14 protein-coding genes are annotated in these 13,332 nt (G+C 70.0%); all 14 read left to right on the plus strand.

Annotated features, from left to right (window positions below; genetic code table 11):
- Window positions 1-24: 24 nt before the first annotated feature.
- The 14 genes from FHW78_RS01745 (at window position 25) to fliN (ending at window position 13,325) form a co-directional block, all read left to right on the plus strand.
- A complete protein-coding gene (locus FHW78_RS01745; protein WP_141452599.1) occupies window positions 25-657 on the plus strand; it encodes a response regulator transcription factor in 633 nt (210 codons plus the stop codon).
- A 305-nt stretch (window positions 658-962) separates the two neighbouring features.
- Entirely contained in the window at window positions 963-2,384 is a 1,422-nt protein-coding gene (gene rpoN, locus FHW78_RS01750) for an RNA polymerase factor sigma-54 (protein ID WP_183636924.1), read from the plus strand.
- 12 nt (window positions 2,385-2,396) lie between these two features.
- Window positions 2,397-2,777: a response regulator transcription factor gene (locus FHW78_RS01755; RefSeq protein WP_141452597.1), complete on the plus strand. Its 381-nt coding sequence runs from the start codon at window positions 2,397-2,399 to the stop codon at window positions 2,775-2,777.
- Window positions 2,770-4,236, plus strand: a complete 1,467-nt coding sequence (locus FHW78_RS01760) for a sigma-54 dependent transcriptional regulator (RefSeq protein WP_183636928.1) — start codon at window positions 2,770-2,772, stop codon at window positions 4,234-4,236. The genes FHW78_RS01755 and FHW78_RS01760 overlap by 8 nt, the downstream gene beginning before the upstream one ends.
- A 70-nt stretch (window positions 4,237-4,306) precedes the next feature.
- Window positions 4,307-4,654 carry a flagellar hook-basal body complex protein FliE gene (gene fliE, locus FHW78_RS01765; protein WP_183636930.1) on the plus strand — a complete coding sequence of 116 codons (348 nt, stop codon included), beginning with the start codon at window positions 4,307-4,309 and terminating at the stop codon, window positions 4,652-4,654.
- Between the two features lie 44 nt (window positions 4,655-4,698).
- Window positions 4,699-6,369, plus strand: coding sequence for a flagellar basal-body MS-ring/collar protein FliF (fliF, locus tag FHW78_RS01770; RefSeq protein ID WP_183636933.1), 1,671 nt, complete (start codon window positions 4,699-4,701; stop codon window positions 6,367-6,369).
- 16 nt (window positions 6,370-6,385) lie between these two features.
- On the plus strand, window positions 6,386-7,372 hold the full coding sequence (gene fliG / locus FHW78_RS01775; RefSeq protein WP_183641068.1) for a flagellar motor switch protein FliG: 987 nt from the start codon (window positions 6,386-6,388) through the stop codon (window positions 7,370-7,372).
- Entirely contained in the window at window positions 7,369-7,983 is a 615-nt protein-coding gene (locus FHW78_RS01780; RefSeq protein ID WP_183636936.1) for a FliH/SctL family protein, read from the plus strand. The genes fliG and FHW78_RS01780 overlap by 4 nt, the downstream gene beginning before the upstream one ends.
- On the plus strand, window positions 7,980-9,362 hold the full coding sequence (gene fliI, locus FHW78_RS01785; RefSeq protein WP_183636938.1) for a flagellar protein export ATPase FliI: 1,383 nt from the start codon (window positions 7,980-7,982) through the stop codon (window positions 9,360-9,362). The genes FHW78_RS01780 and fliI overlap by 4 nt, the downstream gene beginning before the upstream one ends.
- Before the next feature lie 3 nt (window positions 9,363-9,365).
- The gene (gene fliJ / locus FHW78_RS01790; protein ID WP_183636940.1) at window positions 9,366-9,824 is read left to right on the plus strand and encodes a flagellar export protein FliJ; all 459 of its coding nucleotides are present in this window, start codon (window positions 9,366-9,368) and stop codon (window positions 9,822-9,824) included.
- Window positions 9,821-11,125 carry a flagellar hook-length control protein FliK gene (locus FHW78_RS20130; RefSeq protein WP_183636942.1) on the plus strand — a complete coding sequence of 435 codons (1,305 nt, stop codon included), beginning with the start codon at window positions 9,821-9,823 and terminating at the stop codon, window positions 11,123-11,125. Before fliJ ends, FHW78_RS20130 begins: the two co-directional genes overlap by 4 nt.
- A 280-nt stretch (window positions 11,126-11,405) precedes the next feature.
- Entirely contained in the window at window positions 11,406-11,927 is a 522-nt protein-coding gene (locus FHW78_RS01800) for a flagellar basal body-associated FliL family protein (protein WP_318289227.1), read from the plus strand.
- Window positions 11,928-11,943: 16 nt separating this feature from the next.
- Window positions 11,944-12,990: a flagellar motor switch protein FliM gene (fliM, locus tag FHW78_RS01805; RefSeq protein WP_183636946.1), complete on the plus strand. Its 1,047-nt coding sequence runs from the start codon at window positions 11,944-11,946 to the stop codon at window positions 12,988-12,990.
- Window positions 12,987-13,325, plus strand: coding sequence for a flagellar motor switch protein FliN (fliN, locus tag FHW78_RS01810; RefSeq protein ID WP_141452588.1), 339 nt, complete (start codon window positions 12,987-12,989; stop codon window positions 13,323-13,325). Before fliM ends, fliN begins: the two co-directional genes overlap by 4 nt.
- The last annotated feature ends 7 nt before the right edge of the window (window positions 13,326-13,332 follow it).

A 13,332-nucleotide genomic window follows, 5' to 3' on the forward strand; every position in this document is an offset into this window, starting at 1 on the left:
TCCCCACGAGCCCTGCCCCTTCCAGTGCGTGTCCTGATCGTTGATGACCATACCCTGGTGCGTGCCGGCATCGGCCGCTTGCTCCAGTCGATCGCGGACGTGGATGTGGTGGCGGAGGCTTCGGACGCGCAACAGGCGCTGGACATGGCCGCCATCCACCGGCCCGACGTCATCCTGCTTGACCTGTCGCTGCCCGATCGCAGCGGGCTGGATCTGCTCAAGCCGCTGAAGGAATCGCTGCCGCAGACCAAGGTCGTGATCATGTCGATGCACAACGATCCCGGCCAGGTGCGCAGCGCGCTGGATCGCGGCTGCGCCGGCTTCGTGGTCAAGGAGGCCGCGCCGATGGAACTGGAACTGGCCCTGCGCGCGGCCGCCGCCGGCCAGGTGTTCCTGAGTCCGCAAGTGTCGTCGAAGATGCTGGCGCCGATGCTGGGCCAGGCGCGGCCGACCGGCATCGACGCGCTGTCGCCGCGCCAGCGCCAGATCCTGCGCAAGCTGGGCGGTGGCATGAGCAGCAAGGAAATCGCCGCGCACCTGGGCATCAGCGTCAAGACGGTGGAAACCCATCGCGCGCGGATGATGGAATCACTGGGCTGCCGGCGCGCCAACGACCTGCTGCTGCTGGCCGCGCGCCACCAGAACGATCTGGCCTGAGGTTTCTGGCCCGAGCCTTGCAGGACAAGGGGGCGTCCGCCGTTCCCGCGGCGGCGCACCGTCGCCAGGTCCTCCCCAGGCCCCCCGACGGCGCTCTCCCCGCCATTCCCCCGGCACCCCATCGCGTCCAAAGTCCGGCGATGTCAGGAAATCCCTGACAGCGCCCTCGGGCATGCCCCCACCACGACCAGAAACGCCCTGATTCTTTTTCCGCCGCGCGCGGCGCAAAGTTTCCCCACGACGTGAAATCCACGTGAACGTCGAATCGGGGCAACGATGCAAACGCGGCGAATGGGGATTTGGGGATGAAGACGGGACTCACCACGCAGCTCGGCCAGCAACTGCACCTCACGCCGCAGCTGCTGCAATCGATCCGGCTGCTGCAACTGGACGGCCTGCAACTGGAAATGGAAGTCCGCCGCGCGCTGGACGCCAATCCGCTGCTGGAACTGGAAGAGGAGCCCGTCGCCGTCGGCGAGCAGGGCGACGCCGCCAGCGCCCCGCTGGAAACCGCCGCCTTCGACGAACTGCCCGAAACCTCGATGTGGGACGTGCATGGCGGCGGCTGGCAGGAAGGCGACGACGACCGCCTGCAGCGCCTGGAAGACGCCGGCAGCACCGACCCGCAGGTGCGCGCGCTGCAGTCGCTGGCGCTGGAACTGGACGCGCCCGCGCTGGCCGTGGCCGCGTTCTGGCTCGAACACACCGACGAGGCCGGTTACCTGGGTGCCGACGCGGATGCGCTGGCCGCCCAGGCCGCCGAACGCTTCGCCATCACCGCCGCGGCCGCCGAAACGATCCGCCAGCGCATCCTGCACGGCGAATGCGCCGGCCTGGCCGCGCGCGACCTGCGCGAATGCCTGCGGGCGCAGCTGGCCGCCCTGCCCGGCCGCGTGCCGGCCCGCCACATCGCCGCCCGCATCCTCGACGAAGCGCTGGACCTGCTGGCCGCGCACGACGAAAACGCACTGGCCGCGCGCCTGCACCTGGATCCGGAACAGATCCGCGAAGGCATCCGCCTGATCCTGTCGCTGCAACCGCGCCCGGCCGAAACCCTGCTGCCCGCCCCCACCGGCCACATCGTGCCGGACGTGGTCGCCTGGCATGCCGACTGCGCGTGGCGGGTCGCGCTGAATCCGGCCACCACCCCGCGCCTGTCGGTGTCGCCGCTGCACGAGCGCGCGCTGGACCAGTTGGATTCGAAGGCCGAACAAGGCGACGGCGCCCGCCGCCTGCGCGAGCTGCTGCAGGAAGCGCGCTGGCTGACCCGCGGCCTGTCGATGCGCTATGAAACGCTGCTGCGCACCGCCCGCGCGATCGTCGAGCGCCAGGCCGGCTTCCTCGCCCATGGCGACGAGGCGATGGCGCCGCTGACCCTGAAGGAAATCGCCGATGAAATCGGCATGCACGAGTCCACCGTCTCGCGCATCACCACCGGCAAGTACATGCAGACCCCGCGCGGCACCTTCGAGCTGAAGCATTTCTTCGCCGTCCGCCTGGAGGGCGCCAGCGTGTCCGGCCCGGCGGTGCGCGCGATGGTCCGCCGCCTGATCGAGAACGAACCGGCGCACAAGCCGCTGGCCGACGAGGCGATCGCCGGCCTGCTGGCCCGCCAGGGCATCCACATCGCCCGCCGCACGGTCGCCAAGTATCGGGAACAGCTGGACATCGCCTCCGCACGCGACCGCCGGCGCGGTAACGTGTCGGCCTTGGCCAGGGCCGGATAAGGAAGCACGCGCATGAACAAGATCACCGTACTGCTGGTGGACGACCACGAGGGTTTCATCAACGCGGCCATCCGCCACCTGCGCAAGCTGGACTGGCTGGACATCGTCGGCCGGGCCAGCAACGGCCTGGAGGCGATCGAGCGTTCGGAATCGCTGCGCCCGGACGTGGTGCTGATGGACCTGGCGATGCCCGAGATGGGCGGCCTGCAGGCCACCCGCCTGATCAAGACCCAGGACCAGCCGCCGTTCGTGGTCATCGCCAGCCACTTCGACGACGCCGAACACCGCGAGCACGCCAGCCGCGCCGGCGCCGACGAATTCGTCAGCAAGCTTTCCTACATCCAGGAAGTCCTCCCCATCCTGGAAAAGTTCCGAGACAACCGCCATGAGTGAATCCCGAATCCTTGTCCTCGACGCCGATGCCGCCCGCGCGGTGCGGGTGACCGACCTGCTGGAGTTCATGGACCTGACCCCGCGCTGGGCCGCCGAGGCCGGCGACGTCGACATCCGCCGGCACCGCCCGCACGACTTCATGGCGGTGATCGTCGGCCGGATCGAGGACGCCCCGTCCACCCGCGCGCTGTTCGCCTGGCTGGGCGATGCGCCGTTGCCGCCGCCGGTGCTGCTGCTGGAGGCCGAACCGGCCGCGTTCGCCACCGCCCACGGCCTGCACGAAGCCGGGGTGTGGCCGCTGGATACCCCGATCCGCCACAGCCAGCTGGAAAGCTGCCTGCGCCGGGCCAGCCTCAAGCGGCTGGACACCGAGCACCAGGCGCAGACCGCGCAGGGCAACGGTCCGACCGGCAACAGCCCGGCGGTGGTGCGCCTGCGCCGGCTGATCGACCAGGTCGCCGCGTTCGACACCACCGTGCTGGTGCTGGGCGAATCCGGCACCGGCAAGGAAGTGGTGGCGCGCGCCATCCACGAGCATTCGCCGCGCCGCGACGGTCCGTTCGTGGCCATCAACTGCGGCGCGATTCCGCCGGACCTGCTGGAAAGCGAACTGTTCGGTCATGAGAAGGGCGCCTTTACCGGCGCGCTGAGCGCGCGCAAGGGCCGCTTCGAGATGGCCGAGGGCGGCACCCTGCTGCTGGACGAAATCGGCGATATGAGCCTGCCGATGCAGGTCAAGCTGCTGCGCGTGCTGCAGGAGCGCAGCTTCGAGCGCGTCGGCGGCAACCAGACCATCCGCTGCAACGTGCGGGTGATCGCCGCGACCCACCGCAACCTGGAGGATCGCATCGCCGAAGGCCACTTCCGCGAGGATCTGTTCTATCGGCTCAACGTGTTCCCGATCGAGATGCCCGCGCTGCGCGAGCGCCTCGACGATCTGCCGGCGCTGGTCACCACCCTGGCGATGCAATTGGCCCGCACCGGCCGCGGTGAAGTGCGCTTCGCCGACGAGACCCTGCAGGCGCTGCGCTTCTATCCCTGGCCGGGCAACGTGCGCGAACTGACCAACCTGGTCGAGCGCATGGCGGTGCTGCACCCCGGCGGGCTGGTGCGGGTGCAGGACCTGCCGCGCCGCTACCTGCCGGAGGACGGCGTGCTGCCGGTGCCGGCGGACGCTGCGCAGGCCACGCTGGCGCCCCGTGCGGAAAGCAGCGGTACGGCGCCCATGGAAACCCAGATCACGACCGTCGCCGCGTCCGATCGCCTGCCCGAAGACGGCATCGACCTGCGCGAGCACATCGCCCGCATCGAACTGAACCTGATTCGCGACGCGCTGGATCGCGCCGGCGGCGTGGTCGCCCACGCGGCCCAGTTGCTCGGCCTGCGCCGCACCACCCTGGTGGAAAAGCTGCGCAAGTACGGCGTCGAACGCGAGGACGCGCTGGCGACGGAAAACTGACAGGCCCGGCGCGGCGGTTGCGGCACGCATCTTGCAACGATGAGCCCAGACACTCCGCCGAACCGCGCCCATGTCCGATTCCGTCGCCTCCATCCTCTCGCAGATCCGCAGCTACCAGCACCAGCTGGGCGCGCGCGCGCTGGAGCCGGTGCAGAACCCGAACGCGGTCCAGTTCGGCCAGCCCGCGGTCAAGGCGCCCAGCTTCGGCGAGACCCTGCAGAACGCGCTGCAAGGCGTCAACGACGCGCAGAAGACCGCCGGCGCGCTGTCGCAGGCGTTCGAACTCGGTGACCCGCGCGCCGATCTGGCGCGGGTGATGGTCGCCGCCCAGCAGTCGCAGGTCGCCTTCCGCGCCACCGTCGAAGTCCGCAACCGTCTCGTCCAGGCCTACCAGGACGTGATGAACATGCCGCTATAACCCACCGCACCGCCTGAGCCCGAACGCACCGGAACCGCACGCCCATGGCCCTGACCCTGTCCAAGGAATCACTGAAGGAATCGCTGAGCGCCGAGAAGGCCGGCGCCGCGCTGACCAAGATCCAGGACTTCCCGGTGTTCCGCCAGCTCGGCACGCTGCTGATGATCGCCGGTGCGGTCGCGGTCGGCCTGATGGTGTTCTTCTGGTCGCAGAAGCCCGACTTCACCCCGCTCTACACCGGCCTGGACCCCAAGGCCACCGCCGAGGCCGCCGACCTGCTGCGCGCCGCGCAGATTCCGTTCCAGCTGGATCAGGCCAGCGGCGCGATTTCGGTGCCCGCCGAGAACCTGCACGACGCCCGCCTGAAACTGGCCGGCTCGGGCCTGGCCGAGAACGGCCGGCTCGGCTTCGAGCTGATGGAACGCGATCCCGGTTTCGGCGTCAGCCAGTTCGTCGAGAACGCCCGCTACCAGCACGCGCTGGAAACCGAGCTGGTGCGCACCATCACCACCCTGCGCCCGGTCCGTGACGCGCGCGTGCACCTGGCCATTCCCAAGCCCAGCGCGTTCACCCGCCAGCGCGAGGTCGCCAGCGCCTCGGTGGTGCTGGAACTGCGTTCGGGCGCGATGCTGGAACGCAACCAGGTCGATGCCATCGTGCACCTGGTGTCCTCCAGCATTCCGGACCTGGCGCCGGAACGCGTCACCGTGGTCGACCAGAGCGGCCGCATGCTGACCATCAGCGATCCCAACAGCGAGGCCGCGCTCAACGCCGCCCAGTTCGAGCGTGTGCGCAAGCTGGAAACCTCGCTCAACCAGCGCATCAAGGAATTGCTGGAACCACTGACCGGCCCCGGCCGGATCAACGCCGAGGTCGCGGTGGACATGGACTTCTCGGTGGTCGAGGAAGCGCGCGAGACCTTCGCCAACGATCCGGCCAAGGTGCGCAGCGAGCAGGTCAGCCAGAACACGGTCGCCAAGCCGGGACTGGAGGGCGTGCCCGGCGCGACCAGCAATACCCCGCCCGGTCCCAACGCCGCCGCCGCGCCCAATCCCGAGGCGCCGGTGGAGACCGCCAGCAGCGCGACCCGCAACTTCGAGATGGATCGCACCCTGCAACACACCCGCCAGCCCGCCGGCCGGGTACGCCGGGTCACCGCCGCGGTGCTGGTCGATCACGTGCCGCGCGCCGGCGCCAACGGCAAGACCACGATGGTGCCGCTGGACGCGGCCACCCTCACCCGGGTCGAGGCGCTGGTGAAGGAAGCGGTGGGCTTCGACGCCGCGCGCGGCGACTCGGTGTCGGTGATGAACGCGCCGTTCGTGCGCGAGCCGGTGCCGGTGGAGGACGTGCCGTTCTGGGAAAGCCCGTGGCTGCAGAACCCGATGGTGCGCGACGTCGCCCGCTATGGCCTGGGCGCGATCGTGGTGCTGGCGCTGCTGTTCGGCGTGCTGCGCCCGGCGATGCGCCAGATCATCCAGCCCCGCGCGAAGAAGGCCGCCCCCGACGCGGTGGACGTGAGCCTGGTCGACGAAGGCGACGAGGATGCCCGCATCGTCGCCGCGCTGCGCCAGGACCATGCCGAGATCAGCGTGCCGCGCGCGCTGGCCTCCGATGCCTACGAGGACCGCCTGCGCCACGCCCGCGAGGCGGTCAAGAACGATTCCAAGCAGGTCGCGCAGGTGGTGAAGGACTGGGTGGCCAGCGATGATTAATCCCAACGACACCGAACTGACCGGCGTGCAGCGCGCCGCCGTCCTGCTGCTCTCGCTGGGCGAGCAGGACGCCGCCGAAGTGCTCAAGCACATGAACGCCAAGGAAGTGCAGAAGCTCGGCATCGCCATGGCCACCATCAGCGGCATCAGCCGCGAACAGGTGCTGCAGGTGATGGACAGCTTCAACCACTCGCTGGAGAAGCAGACCTCGCTGGGCATGGGCGCCGACGACTACGTGCGCAAGGTGCTGGTGCAGGCGCTGGGCGAGGACAAGGCCGGCAGCCTGATCGATCGCATCCTGCTGGGGCGCAACACCACCGGCCTGGACACCCTGAAGTGGATGGACCCGCGCGCGATTGCGGATCTGGTGCGCAATGAGCACCCGCAGATCATCGCCATCGTGCTCTCGCACCTGGACAGCGACCAGGCTGCCGAGACCCTGAAGATGCTGCCCGAACGCGCCCGCTCGGACGTGCTGCTGCGCATCGCCACCCTCGACGGCATCCCGCCGAACGCGCTCAACGAACTCAACGAGATCATGGAGCGCCAGTTCTCCGGCAACCAGAACCTGAAGTCCTCCAGCATCGGCGGCATCAAGGTGGCCGCGAACATCCTCAATTTCATGGACAGTGGCCAGGACCAGACCATCCTGGGCGCGATCAACCACATCGATGCCGACCTGGGCGCGCGCATCCAGGACCTGATGTTCGTGTTCGACAACCTGATCGACCTGGACGATCGCGAACTGCAGGCGATGCTGCGCGAAGTGCCCAACGACCGCCTGGGCCTGGCCCTGCGCGGCGCCGACGCCAAGGTGCGCGAGAAGATCACCCGCAACATGTCCCAGCGCGCCGCGCAGATCCTGATGGAAGACATGGAGGCGCGCGGTCCGGTGCGGCTGTCGGACGTGGAAGGCGCGCAGAAGGAAATCCTCGCCATCGTCCGCCGCCTGGCCGACCAGGGCGTCATCTCGCTCAACGCCAGCAGTGAGGAGATGGTATGAACGATCCGGTGCGCTGGATGGCCCCGCCGCTGGATTTCGTGGCCCGCCGCGCGCCGGAGGCCGAGCCGCCGCCGGTGCTGCGTCCGCCGAGCCTGGAGGAAATCCAGGCGATCGAGGAAGCCGCCTACCGCGAGGGGCTGGAGCGCGGCCGTACCGAGGGCCACGCCGAGGGTTTCGCCCAGGGCCAAGCCGAGGTGCGCCGGTTGACCGCGCAGATCGAAGGCATCCTGGACAATTTCTCGCGCCCGCTGGATCGGCTGGAGAACGAAGTGATGGGCGCGCTGTCGGAACTGGCGGTGCGCATCGCCGGCAGCCTGGTCGGACGCGCCTACCAGGCTGACCCGATGCTGCTGTCGGAACTGGCCAGCGCCGCGCTCGACGCGGTGGGCGGCACCAGCCGCGAAGTCGAATTGCGCCTGCATCCGGACGACATCGCCGCGTTGACGCCGGTGCTGTCGATGATGCCGACCACCCGGCTGACCGCCGACACCTCGCTCAGCCGCGGCGACCTGCGCGTGCACGCCGAGAGCGTGCGCATCGACGGCACCCTGGAAGCGCGCCTGCGCGGCGCACTGGAAAACGTATTGCAGCGCGGAGGCGCCCTCGGATGAGCGCGCAACCGCTGGAATGGCTGAATGCCCGCGACCTGCGGCTGGCCGCGCGGCTGTCGCAGATCCGCCCCACCCTCGGCAGCCACGGCCTGATCCGCGAGGGCATCCTGCGCCGCGCGGTCGGCCTGACCCTGGAGGCGATCGGCTGCGAGGCGCCGCTGGGCGCCACCTGCAAGGTCGAAGTGGTCGATGGCGGCTGGGTCGACGCGGAAGTGGTCGGCTTCTCCGGCGAACGCACCTACCTGATGCCCAGCGCCGAACTGCACGGCCTGCTGCCGAACGCGCGGGTGGTGCCGCTGCGCCGGCGCGGCGGCGTGGAAGTCGGCGAAGGCCTGCTCGGCCGGGTCATCGACTCGGACGGCGTGCCGCTGGACGGGCGCGGCCCGATCCGCGCCGAGTCCACCGTCAGCCTGTCCGGCGTGGCGATCAATCCGCTCTCGCGCGAACCCATCACCCAGCCGCTGGACGTGGGCGTGCGCGCGATCAACGCGCTGCTGCCCATCGGCCGCGGCCAGCGCGTGGGCCTGTTCGCCGGCTCCGGCGTTGGCAAGTCGACCCTGCTGGGCATGATGACCCGCTACACCGCCGCCGACGTGATCGTGGTCGGCCTGATCGGCGAACGCGGGCGCGAAGTGCGCGACTTCGTCGAAAGCACGCTCGGCCCGGCGGGCCTGGCGCGCGCAGTGGTGGTGGCCAGTCCGGCCGATCGTCCGCCGCTGGCGCGCCTGCAGGGCGCCTATCGCGCCACCGCGATCGCCGAGTGGTTCCGCGATCAGGGACTGAACGTCCTGCTGCTGATGGATTCGTTGACCCGCTTCGCCCAGGCACAGCGCGAGATCGGCCTGTCGGTGGGCGAACCGCCGACCACCCGCGGCTATCCGCCGTCGGTGTTCGCGCGCCTGCCCGCGCTGGTCGAACGCGCCGGCAACGGCTCGGCCGGACGCGGCTCGATCACCGCCTTCTACACCGTGCTGACCGAAGGCGACGATCCGCAGGATCCGATCGCCGACGCCGCCCGCGCCATCCTCGACGGCCACATCCTGCTCTCGCGCCGGGTCGCCGACAGCGGCCTGTATCCGGCCATCGACGTGGAATCCTCGGTCAGCCGCGTGGTCACCGAAATCGCCGACGAGACCTGGCGCGATCGCATCCGCAAACTGAAGCGGCTGCTGTCGGCCTACACCAGCAACCGCGACCTGATCGCCATCGGCGCCTACCAGCGCGGCAGCGATCCGACCGTCGACGAGGCCTTGGAGCGATGGCCGGAGATCGTCGAATTCCTCGGCCAGGACGTGGCCCGCTCGGCGGATCTGCGGGACAGCCGCGATGCGCTGGAGCAACTGGTCGAACGCAATGCGCAAGCCCGCAAGGAACCCTAAGCCATGATGCAATCCCGTCGAATCGACCCGCTGCTGCGCCGCGCCCAGGAGAAGGAAGACGCGGTCGCCCGCGATCTGGCCGAGCGCCAGCGCACGCTGGCGATGCACGAATCGCGGCTGGAGGAACTGCGTCGCTACGCCGACGAATACGCCGGCAGCCAGATGGCCGCGACCAGCCCGGCGCAGCTGGCCAACCGGCGGGCCTTCCTGGATCGCCTGGACAGCGCGGTGCAGCAGCAGGTGCAGACCGTGGATCGCAGCCGCGCCAGCGTGGACATCGAGCGCGACCGGCTGCTGCTGGCCAGCCGCGACAAGCAGGTGCTGGAACAACTGGCCGCCAGCTACCGGGTGCAGGAGCACCAGGTGGTCGAGCGCCGCAACCAGCGCGAGATGGATGATCTGGGCGCGCGCCGCGCGCGCCTGGCGGCGACCGCCGCCGAGGAAACCGAGGAGAGCAAGTGAAGGCGGATGCTTCCAGTTGGCTGGGCGGCGTGGGCGCGAACGCGGGTGCCAGCAGCGCCGGCGCGAACGGTCCGCGCACGGCCGAACCCTCGGCGAAGAAACCCGCCTTCGACCAGTTGCTGCGCCGCGATGCGCCCGGTGCCCGCGCGGAATCCGCCGCACCGGCCGGCAAGCGCCAGCGCGACGCCGCTCCGGCGTGCGAGCCCGCGCGGGATGCGCGCACGGACGACCCCGCCCGCGCGCAGGCGGATGAGGCGAACGCTTCCGCCGACGACGCCGCATCCGCGTCCGCCGCCACCGCGCAGGCGGAACGCGACACGCGAAAGGACCGCCACGAAAGCGCCGACGAGGACGCCGCCTGGCCGCCCGCCGGACTGATCCTGGCGGTGTTCCCGCCTCCCCTGGACAGCCTTGCCGGCACGCCGGAAAGCGTCCCGCCGGGAATCCCGGGCCACGGCACGTCCGCGTTGTCGACCGGTTTCCCGGCCGGACTGCGCCTGGCCGCGAACGCGATGCCGATGGCAGGCACCATGCTCGCCGAAGGTGGACTGGCTACGCCGACCACCAGCGCGGAGGCCGCGCCAGCGGATCCGCTCGCCTTCGCCGGCGCGATGGCGAACCCCGCCCGGCCCGCCGACGCTCGTCCGGCATCCGCATCCACCGGTACCGCCCCGTCCACGATTCCGATCGGCGACCTCGCCGCCGGCGAAACCACTCCCTTGCCCGCCACGCTCGCCGCCGGACTGGCCGCGCTCAAGGACATGGCCAGCGATGCCGGCGGCGCCGATGCGGACGCGCCCGCGCCGATCGCCGCTCCGCTGGCCGGCATGCCCGCGCCCGCCTCCGATTACGGCCTTGCCCGCACCGCCACCGTCAATCCGCTGGCGTCGATGACGCCGGACCTGCGCGGTGACCGTTTCGGCGACACCCTCGGCACCCAGATGACCTGGATGGCCGAACAGAAAATCGGCCATGCCCACATCCGGGTCAGCCCCGGCGATCTGGGCGCAATCGAAGTCAGCCTGCGCCTGGACGGCGATCGCGTACACGCCGATTTCAGCAGCGCGCAGCCGGAAGTCCGGCAGGCGTTGCAGGACAGCCTGCCGCGCCTGCGCGAAATGCTGGGCCAACAGGGTTTCCTGCTGGCGCAGGCCGACGTCGGCCACCGCCAGCAGCCGCAGTCCTCGCCGGCCCAGGCCAATGCCACACGTGGCGGCGACGGCACCGGCTCGGGCACGGACACCGCCCCCCGCAGCGCGCCGGCTCGCATCGCCCGCGGATTGCTGGACGCCTACGCCTGACCCGCAACGCCCGTAGAGCGGAGCTCGCTCCGCTGCTTTGGCTTTGGCCTGAATGGTTCGTTCGTCATCGGTATCGCGCCCCAACCCTTCCGGATGAAGGCCGGACGGAATGGCAAAGCTGGAGCAGCGGAGCAAGCTCCGCTCTACGTCGGTGCCCCGGCCGGGCTGTCGGCGGCTCCGCACGGCGGCGTGTGCCTCCGCCGGATTTCCGGCACCGCCCCGCCGGGTCCACGGCACGCCACTTGCATCTTCTCCCGCGTCCATCCAGGAGAACGCCCGCGTGCCCCCCGCCGAGAAACCCGACCCCAAGCTGCTCAAACCAACGCCCAAGGCGGGCAAGCCCTGGCTGATCATCGGCCTGGTCGCGCTGGTTGCCGCCGGTGCGGCCGGCGGCGGCGCCTGGTTCTTCGCATCGCGCAACGCCGCGTCCGCCAAGGCGGCCGAAGCCAAGCCCGCGCCCGACGCCAGCAAGGTCCCCGCGCCGGCGCAGTACTTCGCCCTGGAGCCGCCCTTCGTGGTCAACCTGATCGGTTCGGCCGGCGGCGCGCGCTACCTGCAGGTCGAAGTGCAGCTGATGACCCGCGATCCGGAGTCGCTCAAGGCCATCGAACTGCACGCCCCGGCCCTGCGCGCCAAATTGCTGATGCTGTTCGCCCAGCAGAACGCCGAGGAGCTGATCACCCGCGCCGGCAAGGAAAAGCTGCAGGCGCAGGCGCTGGCCGAGGTGCGCAAGCTGATGAAGGCGGAGACCGGCAAGCCGGGGGCCGAGCAATTGCTGTTCACCAGTTTCGTGATGCAGTAAGGGGAAGCCCGCGATGATGAGCGACCTGCTTTCGCAAGACGAAATCGACGCCCTGCTCCACGGCGTCGATTCCGGTGCGATCGAGACCGACGAGCCGCCGCCGGACCCCGGCGTCGCCCGCCTGTACGACTTCGCCAGCCAGGACCGCATCGTCCGCGGCCGCCTGCCCACGCTGGAGATGATCAACGAGCGCTTCACCCGCACCTGGCGCATCGGCCTGTTCAACCTGCTGCGCCGCTCGGCCGACCTGTCGGTGCGTGGCATCGAGATGATCAAGTTCGGCGAGTACCTGCACTCGCTGTACGTGCCGACCAACCTCAACCTGATCCGGCTCAAGCCGCTGCGCGGCGTCGGCCTGATGGTGTTCGAGCCCAAGCTGGTCTACACGGTGGTGGACAACTTCTTCGGCGGCGACGGCCGCTATCCGGCCAAGATCGAGGGCCGCGAGTTCACCGCCACCGAGATGCGGGTGATCCACCTGTTGCTCAAGCAGACCTTCACCGATCTGGTCGACGCCTGGGCGCCGGTGATGCCGGTGGAATTCGAGTACATCAACTCGGAAGTCAATCCGCACTTCGCCAACATCGTCAGTCCGCGCGAGTACGTGGTGGTCAGCCGCTTCCATGTCGAACTGGACGGCGGCGGCGGCGATCTGCACATCACCCTGCCTTATTCGATGCTGGAGCCGATCCGCGAACTGCTCGACGCCGGCATCCAGTCCGACCGCGTGCACGACGACGACAGCTTCCGCGACAGCGTCAACGATCTGCTGCGCGGCGCCGAGGTCACCCTGTCCAGCGTGCTCGCCGAGAAGCGCATCAGCCTGCGCGATCTCACCCGTTTGAAGGTGGGCGACATCCTGCCCATCGACCTGCCGCGCACGGTGCCGGTGTGCGTCGAGCAGGTGCCGGTGTTCACCGGCGAGTTCGGCACCTCCAACGGCAACAACGCGGTGAAGATCATCGCCCATCGTCCGCCCGGCGCGCTGGTCACGCCGCCGCCCGCGGCGCCTTCGCTCGCCCCGACCGCTACCGACATCGCCACCCAGGATTCCCTGCCATGAACCAACCCCTCACCGAAGAAGCCGCCGCCGCGCAATTCGAGGCCCTGCAGGCCGACGCCGGACGCAGCCTCAGCGACATGAGCCTGGACGTCATCCTGGACGTGCCGGTGGTGCTGTCGCTGGAAGTCGGCCGCACCCGCATCCCGATCCGCAACCTGCTGCAGCTCAACCAGGGCTCGGTGGTGGAACTGGAGCGCGGCGCGGGCGAGCCGCTGGACGTGTTCGTCAACGGCACCCTGATCGCGCACGGCGAAGTGGTGGTCGTCAACGAACGCTTCGGCGTGCGCCTGACCGACGTGGTCAGCCCGAGCGAACGCATCCGCCGCCTGCGCTGAGCCACGG

This window comes from Pseudoxanthomonas sp. OG2 (assembly GCF_014192765.1).
GTDB classification, from domain to species: Bacteria; Pseudomonadota; Gammaproteobacteria; order Xanthomonadales; family Xanthomonadaceae; genus Pseudoxanthomonas_A; species Pseudoxanthomonas_A beigongshangi.

Bases quoted from the DNA above. Each gene is read 5' to 3' on its own strand.
- rpoN (WP_183636924.1), top strand. From the start codon at position 963: ATGAAGACGGGACTCACCACGCAGCTCGGCCAGCAACTGCACCTCACG.
- FHW78_RS01755 (WP_141452597.1), top strand. From the start codon at position 2,397: ATGAACAAGATCACCGTACTGCTGGTGGACGACCACGAGGGTTTCATC.
- FHW78_RS01760 (WP_183636928.1), top strand. From the start codon at position 2,770: ATGAGTGAATCCCGAATCCTTGTCCTCGACGCCGATGCCGCCCGCGCG.
- fliE (WP_183636930.1), top strand. From the start codon at position 4,307: ATGTCCGATTCCGTCGCCTCCATCCTCTCGCAGATCCGCAGCTACCAG.
- fliF (WP_183636933.1), top strand. From the start codon at position 4,699: ATGGCCCTGACCCTGTCCAAGGAATCACTGAAGGAATCGCTGAGCGCC.
- FHW78_RS01780 (WP_183636936.1), top strand. From the start codon at position 7,369: ATGAACGATCCGGTGCGCTGGATGGCCCCGCCGCTGGATTTCGTGGCC.
- fliI (WP_183636938.1), top strand. From the start codon at position 7,980: ATGAGCGCGCAACCGCTGGAATGGCTGAATGCCCGCGACCTGCGGCTG.
- fliJ (WP_183636940.1), top strand. From the start codon at position 9,366: ATGATGCAATCCCGTCGAATCGACCCGCTGCTGCGCCGCGCCCAGGAG.
- fliM (WP_183636946.1), top strand. From the start codon at position 11,944: ATGAGCGACCTGCTTTCGCAAGACGAAATCGACGCCCTGCTCCACGGC.
- fliN (WP_141452588.1), top strand. From the start codon at position 12,987: ATGAACCAACCCCTCACCGAAGAAGCCGCCGCCGCGCAATTCGAGGCC.